The sequence below is a fragment of the Streptomyces sp. NBC_01408 genome, assembly GCF_026340255.1.
Taxonomy (GTDB): Bacteria; Actinomycetota; Actinomycetes; order Streptomycetales; family Streptomycetaceae; genus Streptomyces.
Genome location: NZ_JAPEPJ010000001.1, coordinates 3,302,711 through 3,323,134, shown reverse-complemented (window position 1 = coordinate 3,323,134; position 20,424 = coordinate 3,302,711). Strand labels below are relative to the sequence as shown.

The window sequence follows — 20,424 nt, the reverse complement described above, 5'->3', positions numbered from 1 at the left end:
CCCGTCCTACTGCTTGTCGAACCGGTGCTGGCCCTGGGACTGCTGGGGGGTGCCCGGGGCGCCGCCCTCGATGGCCTGCTGCTGCGCGGACGGGCCGCCCGCCAGCTCCGCCTTCATCCGCTGGAGCTCCAGCTCCACGTCCGTACCGCCCGACAGGCGGTCCAGCTCGGTCTGGATGTCGTCGCGCGCCAGCCCTGACTGGTCGTCCAGGGCTCCGGAGGCCAGCAGCTCGTCGATCGCGCCCGCACGGGCCTGGAGCTGGGCGGTCTTGTCCTCGGCCCGCTGGATGGCGAGGCCGACGTCGCTCATCTCCTCGGAGATGCCGGAGAAGGACTCCGCGATCCGGGTCTGCGCCTGGGCCGCGGTGTAGGTGGCCTTGATGGTCTCCTTCTTGGTGCGGAAGGCGTCCACCTTGGCCTGGAGCCGCTGGGAGGCGAGGGTCAGCTTCTCCTCCTCGCCCTGAAGGGTCTGGTGCTGCACCTCCAGGTCGCTGACCTGCTGCTGGAGCGAGGCGCGGCGGGACAGGGCCTCACGGGCCAGGTCCTCGCGGCCGAGGGCGAGCGCCTTGCGGCCCTGGTCCTCCAGCTTGACGGACTGCCCCTGGAGCTGGTTGAGCTGCAGTTCCAGGCGCTTGCGGGAGGTCGCCACGTCGGCGACTCCGCGGCGCACCTTCTGAAGCAGCTCCAGCTGCTTCTGGTACGAGTAGTCGAGGGTCTCGCGCGGGTCCTCGGCCCGGTCAAGGGCCTTGTTCGCCTTCGCGCGGAAGATCATCCCCATACGCTTCATGACACCGCTCATGGGCTTCGCGCGCCCCCTTCTAGACGGACTTCGCTCCAGGACACCAACAGTTGCGATCCTCGATCCAGCCGAGTGATCGCCATAGAACCCACAGTACGGGCCCTGTCTCCATTACCGCACTGTTCGACCGCGGATGCGCTCCTCCTCCAGGACGACTGCGCCCGCGGCGTATCAGGCGTAAGGAGTAGGTGCGCCCCCGAGGGGCAGCCGCCGAGCATTCGACGGGAGCCTTTCGGAAGAACCCTGCACCCGGAAGACGCCCGCCGTTGCCGGATCGTTCCCCGCCGGGGTGGGGCCCGTGCCTTCCACCACGTAGGCTTGGGTTTTGTGTTTGGTAGCCGCTCCTCCAAGGAAGAGAAGGCCGCCGCCACCGACAAGGTGAGCGCCGACCTCTCGCAGCCCCGTGACCCGCAGGCCCCGAAGGGCCGCCCTACGCCGAAGCGTGCTGTGGCCCAGTCGCAGCGCAAGGCCGTGGTGGCCTCGACCGGCAATCGCAAGGAGGACGCAAAGCGAGCCCGTGAACGCCGCCGGGTAGAGATGGCCAAGCAGCGCGAGGCGCTGGCCAGTGGCGACGAGCGTTATCTGCCCGCCCGCGACAAGGGCCCGGTCCGCCGGTACGTCCGCGACTTCGTGGACTCCCGCTTCTCGGTCGCCGAGATGTTCCTGCCGCTGGCGGTGATCATCCTGGTGCTCAGCATGGTGCAGATGCCGTCGATCCAGAACATCGCGCTGCTGCTGTGGCTCGGCGTGATCGCGCTGATCATCGTCGACTCCATCGGCCTGGTGTTCCGCCTCCGCAAGGCCCTCGCCACCCGCTTCCCCGACGAGCCGCGCCGCGGCGCCGTCGCGTACGGCCTGATGCGCACCCTCCAGATGCGCCGGCTGCGCCTGCCGAAGCCGCAGGTCAAGCGTGGGGAACGGCCCTGAGCCGAGTAAAGCCCGGAGCGTCGGGAGACGGCTTCGCGGAGGGGGCACGGCTCTGGCTCGAGGGCTTGGGCGGACTGCGCAACGCCGTCCGCCAGGAGCTCGTGGGCCGGCAGGTCGACGAACAGATCGCGCACCGCTTCCCGGTCGGGCAGCGGCTGCGCGTGCTCGACGTCGGCATGGGCCAGGGCACCCAGGCGCTGCGGCTCGCCCGCGCCGGGCACAAGGTGACGGGTCTGGAACAGGACCCCGGCATGCTGGCCGTCGCCCGTGAGGCGCTGGCCGCGGAACCCGCCGGGATCCAGGACCGGGTCCGCCTCATGGAGGGTGACGGCCGCGAGACCGGCGCCCACTTCCTGCCGGGCAGCTTCGACGTGGTGCTGTGCCACGGAGTGCTGATGTATGTGCCCGAGCCGGACGCCATGCTCGCCGGGCTGGCCCGGATGCTCGCCCCCGGCGGACTGCTGTCCCTGCTCGTGCGCAACGGCGACGCGCTCGCCATGCGGCCCGGGCTGGGCACCGACTGGAAGGGCGCGCTGGCCGCCTTCGACAGCGTCGACTACACGAACCGGCTGGGCCTCGACGTGCGCGCCGACCGGCTGGCCGATCTGACGGCCACGCTGTCCGGTATCGGTGCGCCGCTCCAGGCCTGGTACGGCGTACGCGTCTTCACCGACGGCTCCGAGGCCGGTGAGGCCCTCCCGCAGGACGAGGAGCTGGAACGGCTGCTGGCCGCCGAGGACCGTGCCGGGCGGACCGACCCCTACCGCGGGGTCGCCGCGCTGCTGCACTTGTGCGGCGTCCGCGGCCAGTAGCCCTCCGGGCGGGGTCCGCCGCCCTTCCGCCTCGCCGGGCAACCCTCAGCCTCGCCGGCGTTTGAGGCGCGGGTCCGGGCAGAGCCCGGTGCCCGGCGGAGCCGGGTTCCTGGGGCTCCGCCCCAGACCCGCGCCTCAAACGCCGGCGAGGCTGAGGCTGGAAGTGCCCCGGCGAGGCCGACCCGCCAGGGGTCGGGCCTGGGCGAACCCGGCCCGACCGCCAGGCACCCCGCGAGGGGTCACGCGTCGAGGGCCGACCTCAGGCTCATGGTGTAGAGCTCGGTGCCGTTGTCGTCGGACAGCTTCACCTGTTCCACGCCGCCCTCCAGCAGCTCCTTCCAGATCTCACCGATCCAGGACTCCGCGTCCCCCTGCGTGGTGAACTCCTCCGGTTCCACCGCCGGGCTGGTCTCGCTGCCGTCGGCCTTCTCGAACCGCCACGTCCACGCCATGTCCGCCTCCGTTGCTCGTCCGCTGCTCGCACGCGTCTCGCACGCATCTCGCCTTGAGTGTGCCCGCAGAGTAACCGGGCGCGCACCAGTGCCGTCGACGCGGGAGGATCATCCTGTGGAACTCACTCTGCTCGGCACCGGCACTCCCGCGGGCCTGCCCCGCCCCGGCTGCCCCTGTGCGGTCTGTGCGGTGTCCGTCGCCGCCCGGTCCCGGGGCGCCACGTCCGTCCTCGTCGACGGGGCCCTGCTGCTCGATCTGACCCCCGGGGCGGTGCTGGCCGGCGCCCGGGCGGGGCATTCGCTGGCCGGCGTACGGCAGGTCCTGCTGACCCACCCGCACGACGGGCCGGCGGTCGAGCTGCCGCCGGGGCTGCCCGCCGCGGGGCGGGTGCCGGACGGGCGGGAGCTGTCGGTGATCTCCGGGCACCGGGTGCGGGCGGTGCCGATGGACGCGCCGGGCACCGGGTACGAGGTCACCGGACCGGACGGCGGCCGGCTGCTGTACCTGCCGCCCGGCGGGGCCCCGGCCGGTACGAACGGCAGCTCCGGGCAGCGCCCGTACGACGTGGTCCTCGCGGACGTGCTGGGCCGGCCCGAGGCGCTGGCGCGGCTGCGCGCGAGCGGCGCGCTCGGCCCGGCCACGGACGTGATCGCCGTGCACCTGGACCACGACACCCCGCCGGGCCCCGAGCTGGACCGCGTCTGCGCGGCCGCGGGGGCCCGGGCAGTACCGGACGGCACCACCGTGGCCGTGGGCGAGTACCGCGCGGTGCCCGACCTGCCGCGCCGGACCCTGGTACTGGGCGGAGCCCGGTCCGGCAAGTCCTACGAGGCGGAGCGCCGCCTCGCGGCCTTCCCCGACGTGGTGTACGCGGCCACCGGCGGCAGCCGCGACGGGGACGCGGAGTGGGCGGAGCGGGTCGGTCTGCACCGGGAGCGCCGTCCCGCCTCCTGGCAGACGGTGGAGACCTGCGAGCTGGTCCCGCTGCTGGCCGAGGAGGGTCCGCCGCTGCTGGTCGACTGCCTGGCGCTGTGGCTGACGGACGCGATGGACCGGGCCGGGGCGTGGGACGACGCGGTCTGGGTCAGGAGCGGCCGGCAGCGGCTGCGCGAGCGGACCGCGGAGCTGGTGGCGGCCGTCCGCGCGACGCGTCGCCTCGTGGTGCTCGTCAGCAACGAGGTGGGCTCGGGCGTCGTCCCGGCGACGGCCTCGGGGCGCCGCTTCCGCGACGAGCTGGGCCGCCTGAACGCGACGGTCGCGGGCGAGTGCGAGCAGGTGCTCCTGGTGGTCGCGGGACAGGCGCTCGTACTCCGGCAATAGCGGGCGCCGGTCCGGGCGGTGCCGGGCGGTCAGGGCCCGGCCACGACCTGCCGGACACCCCCTTAGGGAGGGCCTCACCGGCTGTACGCTTCGGCAGATGAGCACGCTGAATCTCGACGACTTCTCCGATCTGATCGAGCGCCCCGACGGGGGCGTCCGGCGTGACGCCGAGGACCGCCGTGAACGGCTGGCCGTGCCGCCCGGCGCGCTGGGCCGGCTCGACGACCTCGCCGAATGGCTCGCCGCCGCGCAGGGGCAGGTGCCGGTCAAGCCGGTCGAGCACCCCCGCGTGGTGCTGTTCGCCGCCGACCACGGGATCGCTGCCAACGGCGTCTCCGCCCGGGCCGCCTCCAGCGGCCACGAGCTGGTGCGCGCCGTGCTGGAGGGGACCAGCCCCGTCGCGGTCCTGGCCGGCCGGTTCGGCGTGGGAGTACGCATCGTCGACGCCGGACTGGACTGCGACCCGGACCTGCTTCCGGAGGACGTGGTCCGCCACCGCGTGCGGCGCGGCAGCGGGCGGATCGACGTCGAGGACGCGCTGACGGCCGAGGAGGCCGAGGCCGCGCTGCGGCTCGGGATGCGCATCGCCGACGAGGAGGCCGACTCCGGAACGGACCTGGTCGTCCTCGGTGACCTCAGCGTCGGCGGGACCACCGTCGCCGCCACCCTCGTCGCCGCCATGTGCGGAACCGACGCCTCCGTGGTCACCGGCCGTGGCGGGCAGCCCATCGACGACCTGGCCTGGATGCGCAAGTGCGCGGCGATCCGCGACGCGCTGCGCCGGGCCCGCCCGGTCCTCGGCGACCAGGTGGCGCTCCTCGCGGCGGTCGGCGGTGCGGACGTGGCCGCGATCACCGGCTTCCTGCTCCAGTGCGCGGTACGCCGTACGCCGGTCATCCTGGACGGCGTGGTCTCGGCGGCCTGCGGCCTGGTCGCCCAGCGGGCCGCCTTCCGGGCCCCCGACTGGTGGCTGGCCGGGCAGGCGAGTGGCGAACCCGGCCAGGCGAAGGCACTTGACCGGATGGCGCTCAACCCTCTCCTCGATCACGGCGTCACAGTGGGTGAAGGTACTGGGGCCTTGCTGGCGCTGCCCCTGGTCCAGGCGGCCGCCGCACTCGCGGCGGAACTCCCGGAGAGGACGGCGCCGGAGCCGACGGAATGAGCCACCGGGACCCGCGGCCCTGACCAGGCCGTGGCCCCCGGACCGCTCACGCGGGAACGGCGCCGCCCCATATGATCGCTTTTTATGGGAGAGGTCCGTTTGACCAGCGCAGAGACCGCCCGGGGCACCACACCGGTCCCCGGTCAGGCATCCGGCAGGAAAGAGACCGGCGGCGACCCCGCCGGCAAGGGGGCGGGGGGCGGCCGGGAGACCGGCCGGGGGAGCACCCGATCACGGCGGGGGGCCGCGTTCGCGGTCTGGTACCTGCGTGCCGTCACCTTCGTCAACTTCCTCAGCGCGGTGTGGCTTTCGCTCGGGCAGGACCTGCGCCGGCACAACACCGCCGACTTCTACACCCCGTACCTGCTGACGGCGGGCTTCGCCTCCGGGCTGTTCTCGCTGCTGCTCGCCGTCACCATGGGAAGGCGCAAACGCGCCGCCTGGATCCTGAACCTGGCGGTGAGCGGCGCCCTGCTGCTGGCCTTCGCCGTGGCGGCCTTCGCGCCCTGCACCGGGGGCCGGTGGAACATGTGCTACCCGGAGTTCCGGGACCACGCGCAGAACTGGTTCTCCCTCGGCCTGACCGCCGCCTTCGTCGGCGCCCTGCTGGTGGGCCGACGGGAGTTCTACGCCCGGGGCGACCGCTCCAACCCCGCCCTGGCCACCATCGTGGCCGCCGCGGGCCTACTGGTCACCTCGCTGGTCGCGGCCCTGCTCGTCGGCGCCACGAACACCGACCCCGACGCAGCCGACGCCACCTTCCTGGCCCGCTGGCGCTACGGCGTGATGCGGCTGGTCACACTGGCCCCGGACGACCGGATCCACAACGCCATCACCCCGCCCGGCTGGGTGGACGTCTTCATCAACTTCATGTCGATGATGCTGCTCCTCGCCGTACTGTTCGCCGCCTTCCGCTCGCGCCGCGCCGTCGACCCGATCACCGAGGAGGACGAGGCCCGGCTGCGGGCGCTGCTCGCCAGGCAGGGCGACCGAGACTCGCTCGGCTACTTCGCGCTGCGCCGCGAGAAGTCCGTCGTCTGGTCCCCCACCGGCAAGGCCGCCGTGACCTACCGCGTCGTCGGCGGGGTCTCGCTGGCCTCCGGCGACCCGATCGGCGACCCCGAGGCCTGGCCCGGCGCCATCGAGCCGTGGCTGGCCGAGGCCCGCGAGCACGGCTGGGTGCCGGCCGTGATGGGGGCGAGCGAGGAGGCCGGGCAGATCTACGCCCGGCACGGCCTGGACGCGCTGGAACTCGGCGACGAGGCGATCGTCGAGACCGACGAGTTCACCCTGGAGGGCCGTGCCATGCGGACCGTCCGCCAGGCGTACAACCGCGTCAAGCGGGCCGGGTACACGGTCCGGATCCGCCGCCACGCCGACATCCCGGCCGGGGAGATGGACGAGCTGCTGCGCCGCGCCGACGACTGGCGCGACGGCGCGACCGAACGTGGCTTCTCGATGGCGCTGGGCCGCCTGGGTGATCCCGGAGACGGCCAGTGCGTGATGCTGGAGTGCACCGACGGCAAGGGCGATCTGCGCGCGGTGCTGTCCTTCGTACCGTGGGGCACCAAGGGGCTGTCGCTGGACCTGATGCGCCGTGACCGGGACTCCGAGAACGGCCTGATGGAGTTCATGGTGATCGAACTCCTGGAACGCTCGAAGGAGATCGGGGTCACCCAGGTCTCCCTGAACTTCGCGATGTTCCGGTCGGTCTTCGAGCGCGGGTCCCGGCTCGGCGCGGGTCCGGTGCTGCGGATGTGGCGCTCGCTGCTCAGCTTCTTCTCCCGCTGGTGGCAGATCGAGTCCCTCTACCGGGCCAACGCCAAATACCGGCCGATCTGGGAACCGCGGTTCATGCTCTTCGAGAAGAGTTCGGACCTGCTGCGGATCGGTATCGCGGCGGGACGGGCGGAGGGCTTCCTGGAGGCCCCCGGCCTTCCGAAGTGGCTGCACCGCAGACACCTGGAGACCCGCCGTTGACAGCGCGGACCACATCCTCACTCCGGCGGTTCGCCCGCCGTGAGTGGGGTCCCCTGTTCTGGACCGTCCGGAACGCGCTCGCCCGCGAGAAGTGGCGCGCGATCCCGATGACCCTCGGCGCGGTCTGCCTGACCTCGGTCTTCCAGATCGTGCAGAACACGTCCTGGGGCTTCCAGCCGGTCCAGAACCTCGGCTCGGTCAAGGCGGTCGACCCGTTCTGGCTGGCCCTCCTGAGGACTCCGCTGTCGCTGTTCGTGCCCGCCCTGGACCTGCCGGTGTGGGGGGCGCTCGCGCAGGTCCTGATCGTCTTCGGGATCTCGGAGATCTGCATCGGCTGGTGGCGCACGCTGCTGATCGGCTACGTCGCCACCCTCGCCGGGACCACGTACGCGCGGATCGGGCTCGCGCTCGGCCCCGGCCACCCTCTCGGCCTGCCCGACTCCGACCGCGTCGTCAACGACACCGGGCCCTCGGCGGCGGTGGTGGGGCTCGCCATCTACGTGTGCTGGCGGTACCGGGCGTACCTGACCGGAGCCCTGGTGGTCCTGGCCATGATCGGCGAGGTGCTGGTCAAGGACAACCTGGCGGGCAAGGAGCACCTGGCGGCCATCGCCGCGGTGATGGCGGTGTGCCTGGCCCGGGCCCGCTGGGGTCCGGCGCCCGCCCGCGTGCCGATCGGGCGGCGGCCGCCGCCGGTGGACACCGTCTAGCCAGGCCGCGGGTGGACACCGTCCAGGGGGTGTCCGCCGGCCAGGCCGTACCGTATCCGGGGTGACGACAGACCTCGGGCCGTTCGCGTCCACCCGGCAGTGGATGCGGGCCCATCCGCTGGCCACCGATGCCGTGCTCGCGGCCGGGGCGTTCGTCTCCATGGTCGTCGGCTCCTTCGCCGATCCGCACGGGCCGCACGGGCCGACGTTCGGGACCCGGAACCCCGATCCGCTCTCGCTGCTGCTGATGCTGCTCGGCGCGGCGGCCCTGGTGTTCCGGCGCCGTCGGCCGCGCACCGTGCTCGCGGTGACCTGCGGGCTCTCCCTGCTGGAGCTGACCACCGGCGAGCCCCGGGCGCCCGTCGCCATGTGCACGGTGATCGCCCTGTACACGGTGGCCGCCCGCACCGACCGGCCCACGACCTGGCGGATCGGGCTGCTCACCATGGCGGGCCTGACGGGCGTGGCCATGCTGGCCGGACCGCTGCCCTGGTACGCGCAGGAGAACATCGGGATCTTCGCCTGGACCGGGATGGCCGCCGCCGCCGGTGACGCGGTGCGCAGCCGGCGGGCCTTCGTCGACGCCATCCGGGAGCGCGCCGAGCGGGCCGAGCGGACCCGGGAGGAGGAGGCCCGGCGGCGGGTCGCCGAGGAACGGCTGCGGATCGCACGGGACCTGCACGACGTGGTGGCCCATCACATCGCCCTGGTCAACGTGCAGGCGGGGGTGGCCGCGCACGTCATGGACAAGCGGCCGGACCAGGCCAAGGAGGCCCTCGCCCACGTACGGGACGCCAGCCGGTCCGCGCTGAACGAGCTGCGGGCCACGGTCGGGCTGCTGCGGCAGTCCGGTGACCCGGAGGCGCCGACCGAGCCGGCGCCCGGGCTGGCCGTACTGGACGAGCTGGTGGACACCTTCCTGCACGCCGGGCTGCCGGTGCGGGTGATGGTCCAGCTGGGCGGCGGGAAGGGCCCGTTGCCGGCGGCCGTGGACCTGGCGGCGTACCGGGTGATCCAGGAGGCGCTGACCAATGTGCGCAAGCACGCCGGTCCGGGGGCCAGCGCCGAGGTCAGCGTGGTCCAGGTGGGGTCCTCGGTGGAGGTGACCGTACTGGACGACGGGGGCTCCTCGGCGGACGGGTCGCCGGAGCCGGCCGAGTCCGGCGGGGGCCACGGCCTGCTCGGCATGCGCGAGCGCGCCACCGCCCTGGGCGGGTCCTGCTTCGCCGGGCCGCGCTACGGCGGCGGCTACCGGGTCCACGCGATCCTGCCGCTTTGACCAAGCCCGACCGGGTCCCGCTGCACGGAGCTTCCGCAGGCGCGCCCTCCCAGCCTTGGCCGGGGCACTCCAGCCTCGCCGGCGTTTGAGGCGCGGGGTCTGGGGCGGCGCCCCAGGAAACCCGGCTCCGCCGGGCACCGGGCTCTGCCCGGACCCGCTCCTCAAACGCCGGAGGGGCTGAAAAGTTCAACAGGCGCGGCGCCACGCGTCCAGGTCGTTCCGCTTCTGCAGGGAGCTGAGCTTCAGCTCGCGCGAGCGGTCGCAGAAGCGGGCCGCCGGCAGCTCGTACTCCACGTGGAAGACGGCCTTGCCCGCTTCGATGAAGGGGGTCAGCTTCTCGCACTCGCGGTACTGCGCGCACTGCTCGTTGACCGCGAAGTCGAACTCGCCGACCAGCTGCGGGATCTGGTCCAGGTCGTTCTTCAGGCCGACGGCCAGGCCCCGGTCGTGGGCGAGCTTCGCGATCAGCCGGTTGTACGCGAGCTGGTCCTCGGCGGTGAGCGGGAAGCCCGAGGGGTTGCGGTAGGCGTCCATGTTGTCGGGTTCCACCGCGTCGAAGCCCTTGTCGCGGCACATGTCGAACCGTTTGGCTATCAGCGGTTCCAGCTCGGTCAGCCGCCGGATGTCCAGCCAGCGCTCGCCCTCCCAGCCGTTGCCCTTGCCGAGCATCTCCTTCGGGAACTGGTCCGCGTCAGGGCGGAAGTCCTCCCAGGCGCCGGTGGACAGGTAGCAGATGGTCTTGCGGCCGGCCCTCTTCAGGGCGGCGACCTGCTCCTTGGTGGTGGTGAACCCGTCCACGTCGTACACGGGCGCCTTCACCGACGTGTCGAGCTTCCCGGTGAGCTGCCACTGCCAGCCGACGCCCGGCGGGGGCCGCCAGTACTCCCCCGGCGCCTGCTCGGGCCACGGGTACGGCTCGTCCTCGCCGTCGTCCGGCGGCTCCGCGGTGCAGGCGGCGGTGAGCAGCAGCGCCGCGACCAGCACGGTGGCGAAACGCTTCATCCGGTTGCCTCCAGGGCGTACGGCAAGGTCCCCCACGGGTGTGCGCCGGTCCCGGGGACCGCGCAGTGCACCCCCGCCCGCCTCTCGTGGGCGAGTTGGGCGGCGGGCGCGTCCGGCGGGACCGCGTACACGAGGTGGCAGAACCGCTGGGCAGGGTGGTCGGCGGTCCAGGGCGGCGCGGCGTCCGCGTCCCGGTAGGCGTCCCAGGGCCCCTCGAAGGTGACGAGCAGGTCGGCGAGCCCGGCGTACCCGGGGTGCGGGTGGACGCCGTGGTTCAGGACGAGCGTACGGGCGCCCGCCGCCCGGGCGGCGATGGCGAGCCGCCCGTAGTGGGGCAGCAGTTCCGGATCGGCGGAGGCCTGGTCGAGGAAGGCACCGTCGGTGGCGTACCAGTCGCGGTGGCGCAGCAGGTCCTGGACGACGTCCGCGTGCGGGCGCCGCCCGTAGTCGGTGTCGGCGTAGCCGAGGACGGGCACCCCGGCGTCCCGCAGCCGTCCGGCCACGGCGGCGAACCGTTCGTCGGGGGCCCGGCCCGGCCCGCTGTCGGGGTTGAGCACCACGGAGTGCAGCCGCCCGGCGGAGCGGATCAGCAGCTCCCACTCCTGGGGCCGGTCGGCGGGGTGCTCGTAGAGCGGCACCAGCAGCATGGGGTCCTTCTCGTACGGGGTCACGGGTATCGGGAGTGGCATCAGCGGTGCGCGGTCGCGCGGCCGAGGAGCAGGCAGACCAGTGCGGCCAGTGCGGCGGCGGCCGTGCCCGCCACCACGAGCTGTACCAGCCGGGGCTGTCCCAGCCCGGTCAGCAGGGCCAGGCTCTGGGCGATCGCGGCGGAGGCGCAGACCGCGGCCGCCGGCCGGACCGCGCCGAAGGACTGCAGGAGCAGCCCCGTCCACATCACGGTGCCGAGCAGCAGCAGCGTGGCGACGCGGACCGCGGTGAGGCCCGGGGCGCCCGGCCAGAGCAGGGTTCCGGTCAGGCCCAGGGCCAGCACCACCACCAGGTACAGGGCGAGGCAGCGGGTCAGGGTGGCGAGCATCCGGCGCCAGAACGCCCGGGGCGAACGGGCCGCCCGCAGCCCGGCGAGGCTGCCGCTGCGGAACCGGTGGAGGAGCCATTCGGCGGGGCCCATGCTGAGGGTGAGGGCCACCGCCGAGGGGGCGGCGACGGCCTCGGCCGGGCCGCCGGCGAGCACCTCCCCGAGGGCGGCGTACAGGACGAGCAGGCCGGTGCCGAGGCCGAAGACCCCGTAGGGCACGGAGTCCCCGAGCCGGGGCCCGCGCGGCCGGAACTCCTCCTCGGCACCCCGCAGCATCTGCCAGCGGACCGGGCCCTCCCCCGGCCGGCGCTCGGCCCAGCCCCGGATCCGGCGGACGGCCGCCCGGACGCCGTCGGCCAGCGGCAGCTCCCGTACGGCCAGGGTGCAGGCGGCGAGCAGGGACACCACGAGGAGGGTGACCCGTACCGGCACGGGCAGGTCCACGAAGAGCGCGAGCAGGGCTCCGGCGGCCATCGGCGCGAGCGCGCGCAGCAGGACGCGTTCGCGGCCGAGGACGAGCAGGACGGTGGCGGCCCCGACGTAGAGGGCCTGTCCGGCGGCGAAGGCGTACGAGAACGGCGGCCCGCCGGGCACCGCCAGCGCGGCGGCGGTGCCCAGCAGGGATCCGGCGGGGGCGCCGAGGAGCAGGGTCCGCCCCGCGGCGGCCCGGTCGCCGAGGCCGAGCCAGGAGTAGGCCCGGTGGGACAGGGTCTGGTCCCACACCCAGCCGATGAGGGCCCCGGCGAGCAGGGTCAGCGTCCCGGCGGGCAGGCCGAGCCGGTCCGGGGGGCCTTCGAGCAGGGGCGCGCCGAGTACGTAGGCCAGGCCGGGCAGCGCGAAGATCACTCCGCGCAGCAGGCAGGCCGTGAGGGAGACCTTCCAGGGGTCGGGGACGTCGACGGGTTCCGGGAAGGCGCGGGGCACCCGGGCGTAGAGCTCCTCGGCGAGCGCGAAGGAGTCGTGGCGTCCGTAGGTGAGCCGGATGTACTCGTCGGTCATGCCGTCGGACTCCAGGACGGCCGCGATCTCGTCGGGGTGGACGGCGGCGGCCACGAACACGTCGAGGCGTTCGGCGAGTTCGTCCATCGGGTCGGCGGCCGGTCCGTCGCCGCGCGGCCGGGGGATGCCGGGAAGGGTGTCGGTGGTACCCGGCCCGGGGGCCGTGCCGCGGCGGGCCGCCGCGGCACGGCCCGCCGGGACCCGGACGCCGTCCGGGCCGGGCGGCTTGAGCCAGAGCGATCCGCTCACCACGTGCCTCCTTCGGCGGCGTCCGCCTGGGGGCGGCCCAGGGCGGCGAGTTCGCGGTACCAGGGGTCGGCGAGCCGCTGGGTCCAGGCGTCGCCCTCGTGGACGGGCAGGACGGGCTGGCCGGCGAGTTCCCGGTAGATGTGCCGGAAGCCGTCCACGGACTGGTGGAGGGTGAACTTCTCCACCACCCGCTTGCGGGACATCCGGCCGAGTTCGGCGCGGCGTTCGCCGTCGCGGAGCAGGGCGAGGGTGGCGCGGGCCATGGTCTCGGGTTCGCGGGGCGGGACGACGAGGCCGGTGTCGCCGACGGCCTCGCGCACCCCGCCGACGTCGGTGGAGACGGTGGTGCGGCCGCAGGACATGGCCTCGATGATGCTGAAGGGGAAGCCCTCGCTGATGCTGGAGAGCATCACGACGGTGCCGGCCCCGTAGGCCCGGGCGACCTGCTCGATGCGGCCCTCGAAGGTGATCCCGTCGGCCACCCCGAGTTCGGCGGCGAGCTTCTCCAGGCGGAGCTTGTACTCCTCGCAGCCGGCCGGGACGGGGCCGAAGAGGCGCAGCCGCAGGGCGGGGAGCTCCTCGCGCATGAACGCGTAGGCGCGGATGAGGGTTTCGAGGTCCTTGATCGGGTCGATGCGGCCGCACCAGCTGAGGGTGGGCACCTCGGGTTCGGGTCCGGCATCGGGGAAGGCGTGCGGGTCGACGCCGTTGTAGACGGTGCGGATGCGCTCGGAGTCGGCGCCGCCGCGCTCCTCCCAGCGGCGGTTGTACTGGTTGCAGGGGGTGATCAGGTCGGCCTTCCGGTAGCCCTCGGTGTTGAGCTCGCGGTAGAAGCCGAGCATGAGGGCCTTGACGGGCCAGCGCTGGGCGGCGGTGCGGTAGCCGAGGTAGCGCTCGCGCAGGTAGATGCCGTGCTCGGTGAGGAGGAAGGGGACTCCGTCGAGGTACTTGGCGGCGAGGGCCGGGAGGGTGGCGAGGCCGCTGCTGACGGCGTGCGCGACGCTGTCGGGCGGGATGCGCACGGAGAGCGGCCGCAGCGCGTGTTCCAGCAGGTCGGTGGCGGTGAGCGCGTCGTGGATGGTGGGCGCCGCGGCGGCGGTGGCGAGGCCGGGGCGGGTCCAGAGCGTCATCAGCAGGCGCAGGACGGACTCGGAGCGCAGGGCGGGGGCGAGTTTCCCGGCCCGGGCGAGGAGCGCCAGTTCGCGCAGGGCCTCGGAGAAGCCGGGGCGGGCGGGGCCGGCGGGATCGGCCGGCGCGTCGAGCAGGGCGAGCAGGAAGGCCTCGTAGACCTCGGTGAAGCGGCGGTGGGCCTTGCCCCGCAGGGCGGTGCGGCGGCCGCGTCCCAGCGGGAACCGTCCGGCGGTGGCCGGGGTCGGGCCCCAGAGCGGGACGGCGGTGTGGCGGTAGACGTTGCGCGGGAGTTCCCAGGTGACCGGCTCGCGTCCGGAGCCGGTCAGGGCTATGACGTTGAAGTCGACCTCCGGCATCCCGCGGACCAGCTGGTCGCACCAGGTGCTGACTCCCCCGTGGACGTGCGGATAGGTTCCTTCGGTGAGCATGGTGACGTGACGCCCATGGCTCATGCGGTGTGTCCCCCCAGGACGGAAAAGGGGCCGGCGCCCGTGGTTCGCGGAGCGCCGGCGCTGGTGGTACTGGCGGCGGATCGTCGGCCTGCCGCTCGCGGCCGGTCGGAGGGCCGGTCGGAGGGCCGGCCGATGGTGAGGCGGCCGGCCGGTCGGTTCAGCTGGGCAGGCGCAGCGTGACGGCGCTCTGGAGCAGCTCGGGCCCGGTCCAGGTGGAACGGGTGCCGGCGTAGGCGGTACCGAAGTCAGCGGTGCCGAGGAGGAGTTGCTTCTTGGTGCCGGTGGGCGCGGTGACCGGGGCCACGACGCCGGCGGGCGCCTTGACGGTGACGGTCGTGCCGATGCGGTAGGCGGTGACCTTGTTGTCGGCGACCGCCTTGTTCCAGGCGGCGCGGCGGCTGAGTTCGACGCCGGTGTCCTTCATGCTCTGGTTCACGATCGGCGCGGTGGGCGCGTAGAGGCCGCGGTAGGTGTCGAGGACCTGGTTGAGCACCGGGTACAGCGTGCGGTCCTCGGCGAGGTTGGACTGGTGCACGTAGTGCGGCCGCGGGTCGTTGGCCAGCACGTGGCGCAGGGCCGTACGGGCCTCCTGCGGGACGATGTGGTCGAGGTAGCCGGTGGCCGGGTCCACCGGGGCGGGCAGACAGGTCGAGGTCGCCGGGTTGTCCTCGCAGACACCGCTGCCGCCGTGCGCGCGGCTGGTGTAGATCCAGTTGTACTCGTCGGCCATCTCCGCGTTGGTGCCCGTGTTGTAGTACACGTTCATCGGGTGGCGCGGGACGGTCAGGGCGGCGCCGACGGCGCGCTGGGAGGGTTCGCGGGAGTTGTCGCTGCCCGCCCACTTGACGCCGTTGTCGGCCAGCGCACCGGCCAGGTTGGGGTTGTCCTGGGCCTGCTGCGGGTTGGTCTTGAGGCCGGAGTGCTCGCCGGTGACCAGCTCGGTGCGGTCGATGGCGATGCCCTTGGAGGCGGCCCAGTTGTTGTTGTCGCGGATCTGCGCGGAGATCTCCGCACGGCTCATGTACTGGATCGCGCCCTGGGCGTTCTTGACGCAGCTCCACGGCACGGTGGTGGTGTCCTGGACGCAGCCGAGGAAGGGGTGCGTGTAGGTGTGGTTCATCCAGCGGAACTTGGCCCGGTCCGCCACCAGCTGGGCGGTCAGGGCGTCGACGCCGCCGTTCTCCGCCTTCCACTCCTCTCCGGCACCGCCGTTGAAGAGCATGTCGAGCTTGAAGCTCTTGGACGTCTGCCACTGCGCCGCGTACTGGGCGTCGGCGGCGGTCATCCGGATGGTGCTCTCCTTGCCCTCCCCGCCGGCGCAGGCGTAGTCGCCGGGCGTGCAGTTGAGCTCCTTGTTCCAGCGGGCGTCGGGGGCGAAGACGTCGTCGACGTGGACGGCGAAGTAGTTGCGGCTCTGGCCGAGGTGGACGCCCTGGGTGAGCCACTCGACGATGCCCCGGGCCAGCAGCCGGAACTGCTGCTGGTGCTGGTTGTAGCCGAAGGTGACGACCAGTTCGCTGCGCCCGTCGTGGGCGTACTCGCCGACGAGCGAGGCCCGTCCGGCGCCGACGGGGGCGTCGAGGTAGCTGGTGTAGCCGGGCCGCGGCTTGCCCATGAAGCCGAAGCTCTCCGGGACGAGCGCGGAGTTGTCCTCGAAGGCGACCTGCCCGCCGAGGTAGCCGAAGGGACCCGCCTTGCCGGCCGGGGTGACCGCGGCCTGGGTGCCGTCGAGCTGGCCGCCGTACCCGCCGTTGTCGGTGTACTCCAGGCCCACGCCCGGGTGGGCCCAGGTGTAGGCGTCGACCTGGCGGATCCCGTACGTCGTCTCGTACGCGGCCAGGGCGGCCATCTCGGGCGAGCCCTCGCCGAAGGGGTTCTCGTTCGGCAGGACGACGCCCTGGTACTTCGCGCGCGGCCGGCCGTCGACCGTGTCGCTGAGGTACGCCGCGTTGATGACCGGGCGGCTGCCGCTGCCCAGCTGCACGCGGGTGTAGGGGACCCCGGTGTCACGGAGTTCGGCGGTGATCGCCTCGACGGAGCTGCCGCCGTCGTCGACGACCAGCACCTTCAGGTCGACGCGTGGTGCCGGGGCCGCCTGGGCGGTCGCGGCGGGCAGTGCGACGGACACCAGGGCCGCCGCGGCGCATGCTGCGGCGAGCCTGTTCATCCGGTTCTTCTTGGTGACCATTTCGGGCCGGGCCTTTCCCCCCGCAGGCCTCCCTCGACTCCGGCCCTGTGGCGGTCGGCCGGAGCAGGGGAGGCTCTGTGGAAATCATCGGATCTTTCATGGAAACCCCCTGCTTCGCTTCGGCTGGGGGAGCAAGCGAATCCTTGGACCGGCGGCGCGGAGCGCCGGAGGTCGCTTCGGATATGTCGGTGACGGTCAGATGGCGCCGGCGGGTCCTTCGGGCCGGGTGGTGTAGGCGTAGCCGTCGGCTCGCTGGAGGAGGCGGAAGTGCTTGTGCCTGATGCCCTGGATGAGCCCGTGTGCGGTTTTGATGTTGAAGCTGCCGTTGGCGCGGACGGCGATGCGGCCGGTGTGGGTGCCGGTCTTCTTGCCGGTGGGGACTACGGCGCGGGCTAGGTCTCCGGTCTGGTAGCCGAAGAACTGCTTCTGCCTGGGCAGCCGTAGGCGGGGGAAGCCGTACTTGTCGGGCCGGGTGCGGGTGTAGGTGCCGCGTCCGGTCGCGGTGACCGCGAGGACGCGGGCGGGGGTTCGGGTGACGGTGTCGAGTTCGCCGACACACAGGGCGTCGAGGGTGTGGGTCTTCGGCGTGCCGGTCCGCTGCCGGTTCCATTTGGTGCGGCCACCCGATGCGGCGCGCACGCTGGGGAGGGCTGCGTCCAGTGCGTGCCACAGGGCCCAGCGGGTGGCGTTGACGGCTGCCGCGTCGCGGAGTGGGGCCTTGGCCTGGGCGAGGATCCGGTCCAGCAGGCCCGGGGACTGCTTGAGGAAGTCTTCGACGGGCTGGTTGGACTTCTTCTCGTTGCAGGGGATGCAGGCGGTGCACAGGTTGGAGATGCGGTCACTGCCGCCGCGTGAGCGGGGGTGGATGTGGTCGATGTTGAGGGGGACTCCGGTGGCACCGCAGTAGGCGCAGGCCCTCCCCCACTTGGCGAGGAGGTATTCGCGGACTTCGGTGCCGTGCAGGGTGCCGTACTGGTACTCGGCCCCCTCCATCGGTCCGCCGTTGGACATGGCGTGGGTGTCGAATGCGACCCGTTCCACGTGCACCGCACGGACGGGTGCCCAGCGGGCTATCCGTGTGGTCCACGACATGGTCGTGTCCACGCGGTGACGCAGCGACGGAGCGAGCCACCCCTTGGGGCGCGCGCGGTTGGAGAAGCGGGGTGCGCGGTAACGCAGGTTGCTGGTGCGCCTACGGCGCCGGTAGGCGGCACGAGCGGTGAGCCTGTCCCGGATAGCGCTGCCCCGGTGGGCGAGTTCGACCGCGTACAGGCCCCGGCGCTCCCTGTCCTTCGCGGTGAACACGGCTATGCCGGTGTGCTTGGAGCCGGGGTCGATCCCGAGTTCCACACCGTCCACCTGCGACTCCCTGACGGTGCGGTCTTTCAGCCGGATGACGAACGGGGTGTGCCGGGCCACGACTGCCCGGTCCTGATGGAGGAGCTTGCGGGCCCTGGCGGGGCTGGTCGGCTGCAGCGGTTGGCCGTGCCTGTCCAGGACGAACACGACGGATTGGCCCTCACGGGCCTTCTCCCCAACCTCACGGTCGGGGGTGACGCCGCCGATGCCGGGTGAGGTATCGGCGGTCTCCCCTCGCAGATGTACCGTGCCGGGTGCCTTACGGCGTTCGAGTCCCGTTTCGTCCCCGATCCGGGGGGTGTCTGCTGACTCGAATTCGAGAGCGAGCTGCTGAGGAAGCACAGCCCGGTCGGTCTTCTGTCCTACGCGGTACGTAGCCAACTTCGTTCACCCCCACATGCGTTGTTGGCTGGTGCTGGTAGCGGCGGCCCTCAGCTACAGCGGCTGAGAGCCCCCTCTTCAAGAGGGGGATCCCGTTACTTCGGGCCTTTCCCCTGCAGGCGCCCCCGACCTCGGCCTGCGGCGGTCATGCTTGAAAACAATGCAAAGGAACCCCGCGTCCCCATTGCGAGAGTGGACCGAGTCTCTCGGACCTCGTCAGGTCTAAGGGGCAAACCTGGAACAGAGGCCACAGATGGGTGAACCTGGCGGCGTCTTGATCGAACAACTTGCCAAACCTTCGAGTGGCGTACGGGTGAGTACCTACGCGTAGGCTCATTTCCGGCGGCCGACGGGCCGGAATACGATCGCTGCGGAGCGGCCGGCGACCCTGACGCGACCGCAGCCCCATACACACAAACGGAAGCGAGACTTCACCACCGTGACTGCTCTGACTCTCAGCACTGCCGGCGCGGCGACGCTGCGCGCCGACGCCCTCGTGGTCGGTGTGGCGAAGGGCCCCAAGGGCCCGGTCGTCGCGCAGGGCGCCGAGGCCGTGGACAAGGCGTTCGACGGCAAGCTCGCCGCTGTGCTCGACGCCCTCGGCGCCTCGGGTGCCGAAGGCGAGACCACCAAGCTGGCGGCCCCGGCCGGCCTGAAGGTTCCCGTCGTGCTGGCGGTCGGGCTGGGCTCCGTACCCGAGGAGGACGAGTCCTTCGACGAGGAGGTGCTGCGCCGCGCCGCCGGCGCCGCCGCCCGTGCGCTGCACGGCAGCAAGAAGGCCGCCTTCGCCCTCCCCCTGGACGACGCCTCCGCCGTCACCGCCGTCGCCGAGGGCGCGCTGCTCGGCGCGTACGCCTTCACCGCCTACCAGGGCGGCGAGAAGAAGCGCTCGGGCGACAAGCAGGCCGGCCCGAAGCAGCCGCTGGCCGAGGTCGCCCTGCTGGGTGCCAAGCCGCGCGACAAGGAGCACAAGGCCGCGGCCGAGCGCGCCACGGTCGTCGCGACCGAGGTCAACATCGCCCGCGACCTGGTCAACACCCCGCCGAACGACCTCACCCCCGAGTCCTTCGCCGCGGTCGCCTCCGCGACGGCGAAGGAGAACGGCGTCAAGGTCCAGGTCCTGGACGAGAAGGCGCTGGTCAAGGGCGGCTTCGGCGGCATCATGGGTGTCGGCAAGGGCTCCGAGAACCTGCCGCGCCTGGTGAAGCTCTCGTACACCCACCCCAAGGCGGAGAAGACCCTGGCCTTCGTCGGCAAGGGCATCACCTACGACTCCGGCGGCATCTCCCTGAAGCCGGCCGGCCACAACGAGACGATGAAGTGCGACATGGCCGGCGCCGCCGCCGTCTTCGCCGCCGTCACCGCGGTCGCCAAGCTGGGCCTGCAGGTCAACGTCACCGGCTGGCTCGCCCTCGCCGAGAACATGCCGTCCGGCTCCGCCACCCGCCCCGGTGACGTGCTGCGCATGTACAGCGGCAAGACCGTCGAGGTGCTCAACACCGACGCCGAGGGCCGTCTGGTCCTGGGTGACGCGCTGACCAGGGCCTCCGAGGACAACCCGGACGCGATCGTCGACGTCGCCACCCTGACCGGCGCCATGGTGCTGGCCCTGGGCCACCGCACCTTCGGCGTCATGGCCAACGACGACGCGTTCCGTACGGCGCTCCACGAGATCGCCGAGGAGGTCGGCGAGTCCTCGTGGCCGATGCCGCTCCCCGAGGACCTGCGCAAGGGCATGGACTCCCCCACCGCCGACATCGCCAATATGGGCGAGCGCATGGGCGGCGGCCTGGTGGCCGGTCTCTTCCTGCGGGAATTCGTCGGCGAGGGCATCACCTGGGCCCACCTCGACATCGCCGGCCCGGCCTTCCACGAGGGCGCGCCGTACGGCTACACCCCCAAGGGCGGCACCGGCTCGGCCGTGCGCACCCTGGTGCGTCTCGCCGAGCGTACGGCCACGGGTGACCTGGGCTGACCTGGTCCCGTACCGCTGGATGTGACATGCCTCAAGCCCTGGTCGGCCACTCGATCAGGGCTTGAGGCCGTGTTCACCGACAACGAAATCCGTAGGTTTCTACGCACTGGTAACCCTCGCTCCGGGCAGAACGACCTGCCACATCGTGGGCCCGGCGTCCCGCGTTCCCCCGACAAATGCGAAGATGGGTTCTCGGCAGGACAGGGCCCCC

Annotated in this window: 16 protein-coding genes; 8 read left to right on the top strand and 8 right to left on the bottom strand. The window is 72.7% G+C overall.

Going from position 1 to position 20,424, the window contains the following annotated elements:
• Window positions 1–6: 6 nt before the first annotated feature.
• Window positions 7–798: a PspA/IM30 family protein gene (locus tag OG447_RS15115; protein WP_266937010.1), complete on the bottom strand. Its 792-nt coding sequence runs from the start codon at window positions 796–798 to the stop codon at window positions 7–9.
• Between the two features lie 318 nt (window positions 799–1,116).
• Here OG447_RS15115 and OG447_RS15110 point away from each other — a divergent pair, with 318 nt between their 5' ends.
• Window positions 1,117–1,725, top strand: a complete 609-nt coding sequence (locus OG447_RS15110) for a DUF3043 domain-containing protein (RefSeq protein ID WP_266937009.1) — start codon at window positions 1,117–1,119, stop codon at window positions 1,723–1,725.
• 65 nt (window positions 1,726–1,790) lie between these two features.
• Window positions 1,791–2,537, top strand: coding sequence for a bifunctional 2-polyprenyl-6-hydroxyphenol methylase/3-demethylubiquinol 3-O-methyltransferase UbiG (locus tag OG447_RS15105; RefSeq protein WP_266937008.1), 747 nt, complete (start codon window positions 1,791–1,793; stop codon window positions 2,535–2,537).
• A 239-nt stretch (window positions 2,538–2,776) separates the two neighbouring features.
• On the opposite strand, the gene OG447_RS15100 is transcribed toward OG447_RS15105, so the two are convergent.
• On the bottom strand, window positions 2,777–2,989 hold the full coding sequence (locus OG447_RS15100) for a hypothetical protein (RefSeq protein WP_266937007.1): 213 nt from the start codon (window positions 2,987–2,989) through the stop codon (window positions 2,777–2,779).
• Between the two features lie 115 nt (window positions 2,990–3,104).
• On the opposite strand from OG447_RS15100, the gene OG447_RS15095 reads away from it, so the two are divergent.
• The 5 genes from OG447_RS15095 (at window position 3,105) to OG447_RS15075 (ending at window position 9,441) form a co-directional block, all read left to right on the top strand.
• Complete coding sequence (locus OG447_RS15095; protein ID WP_266937006.1) at window positions 3,105–4,310, top strand: bifunctional adenosylcobinamide kinase/adenosylcobinamide-phosphate guanylyltransferase; 1,206 nt, start codon at window positions 3,105–3,107, stop codon at window positions 4,308–4,310.
• 97 nt (window positions 4,311–4,407) lie between these two features.
• Window positions 4,408–5,472, top strand: a complete 1,065-nt coding sequence (gene cobT, locus OG447_RS15090) for a nicotinate-nucleotide--dimethylbenzimidazole phosphoribosyltransferase (RefSeq protein WP_266937005.1) — start codon at window positions 4,408–4,410, stop codon at window positions 5,470–5,472.
• Between the two features lie 84 nt (window positions 5,473–5,556).
• Window positions 5,557–7,452 carry a phosphatidylglycerol lysyltransferase domain-containing protein gene (locus tag OG447_RS15085; protein WP_266937004.1) on the top strand — a complete coding sequence of 632 codons (1,896 nt, stop codon included), beginning with the start codon at window positions 5,557–5,559 and terminating at the stop codon, window positions 7,450–7,452.
• A complete protein-coding gene (locus OG447_RS15080; RefSeq protein ID WP_266937003.1) occupies window positions 7,449–8,162 on the top strand; it encodes a hypothetical protein in 714 nt (237 codons plus the stop codon). The genes OG447_RS15085 and OG447_RS15080 overlap by 4 nt, the downstream gene beginning before the upstream one ends.
• Window positions 8,163–8,265: 103 nt before the next feature.
• A complete protein-coding gene (locus OG447_RS15075; protein WP_266938887.1) occupies window positions 8,266–9,441 on the top strand; it encodes a sensor histidine kinase in 1,176 nt (391 codons plus the stop codon).
• Between the two features lie 186 nt (window positions 9,442–9,627).
• Here the strand turns inward: OG447_RS15075 and OG447_RS15070 are convergent, their stop codons facing one another.
• The 6 genes from OG447_RS15070 to iscB all read right to left on the bottom strand — a co-directional run bounded on the left by OG447_RS15070 (window position 9,628) and on the right by iscB (window position 18,004).
• Window positions 9,628–10,443 (bottom strand): endo alpha-1,4 polygalactosaminidase, encoded by an 816-nt coding sequence (locus tag OG447_RS15070; protein WP_266937002.1) that lies wholly within the window; start codon window positions 10,441–10,443, stop codon window positions 9,628–9,630.
• Complete coding sequence (locus OG447_RS15065; protein WP_266937001.1) at window positions 10,440–11,132, bottom strand: spherulation-specific family 4 protein; 693 nt, start codon at window positions 11,130–11,132, stop codon at window positions 10,440–10,442. The genes OG447_RS15070 and OG447_RS15065 overlap by 4 nt, the downstream gene beginning before the upstream one ends.
• Window positions 11,132–12,727, bottom strand: coding sequence for a hypothetical protein (locus OG447_RS15060; protein ID WP_266937000.1), 1,596 nt, complete (start codon window positions 12,725–12,727; stop codon window positions 11,132–11,134). The genes OG447_RS15065 and OG447_RS15060 overlap by 1 nt, the downstream gene beginning before the upstream one ends.
• Entirely contained in the window at window positions 12,724–14,310 is a 1,587-nt protein-coding gene (pelF, locus tag OG447_RS15055) for a GT4 family glycosyltransferase PelF (RefSeq protein ID WP_266936999.1), read from the bottom strand. The genes OG447_RS15060 and pelF overlap by 4 nt, the downstream gene beginning before the upstream one ends.
• Window positions 14,311–14,467: 157 nt before the next feature.
• Entirely contained in the window at window positions 14,468–16,477 is a 2,010-nt protein-coding gene (locus OG447_RS15050; protein WP_266936998.1) for a hypothetical protein, read from the bottom strand.
• Window positions 16,478–16,693: 216 nt separating this feature from the next.
• Window positions 16,694–18,004, bottom strand: a complete 1,311-nt coding sequence (gene iscB / locus OG447_RS15045; RefSeq protein WP_266936997.1) for an RNA-guided endonuclease IscB — start codon at window positions 18,002–18,004, stop codon at window positions 16,694–16,696.
• Between the two features lie 673 nt (window positions 18,005–18,677).
• Here iscB and OG447_RS15040 point away from each other — a divergent pair.
• Window positions 18,678–20,213 carry a leucyl aminopeptidase gene (locus OG447_RS15040; RefSeq protein WP_266936996.1) on the top strand — a complete coding sequence of 512 codons (1,536 nt, stop codon included), beginning with the start codon at window positions 18,678–18,680 and terminating at the stop codon, window positions 20,211–20,213.
• Window positions 20,214–20,424: the final 211 nt, after the last annotated feature.

Bases quoted from the DNA above. Each gene is read 5' to 3' on its own strand.
- OG447_RS15115 (WP_266937010.1), bottom strand. From the start codon at position 798: ATGAGCGGTGTCATGAAGCGTATGGGGATGATCTTCCGCGCGAAGGCG.
- OG447_RS15100 (WP_266937007.1), bottom strand. From the start codon at position 2,989: ATGGCGTGGACGTGGCGGTTCGAGAAGGCCGACGGCAGCGAGACCAGC.
- cobT (WP_266937005.1), top strand. From the start codon at position 4,408: ATGAGCACGCTGAATCTCGACGACTTCTCCGATCTGATCGAGCGCCCC.
- OG447_RS15085 (WP_266937004.1), top strand. From the start codon at position 5,557: ATGGGAGAGGTCCGTTTGACCAGCGCAGAGACCGCCCGGGGCACCACA.
- OG447_RS15075 (WP_266938887.1), top strand. From the start codon at position 8,266: ATGCGGGCCCATCCGCTGGCCACCGATGCCGTGCTCGCGGCCGGGGCG.
- OG447_RS15070 (WP_266937002.1), bottom strand. From the start codon at position 10,443: ATGAAGCGTTTCGCCACCGTGCTGGTCGCGGCGCTGCTGCTCACCGCC.
- OG447_RS15065 (WP_266937001.1), bottom strand. From the start codon at position 11,132: ATGCCACTCCCGATACCCGTGACCCCGTACGAGAAGGACCCCATGCTG.
- pelF (WP_266936999.1), bottom strand. From the start codon at position 14,310: ATGAGCCATGGGCGTCACGTCACCATGCTCACCGAAGGAACCTATCCG.
- OG447_RS15050 (WP_266936998.1), bottom strand. From the start codon at position 16,477: ATGAACAGGCTCGCCGCAGCATGCGCCGCGGCGGCCCTGGTGTCCGTC.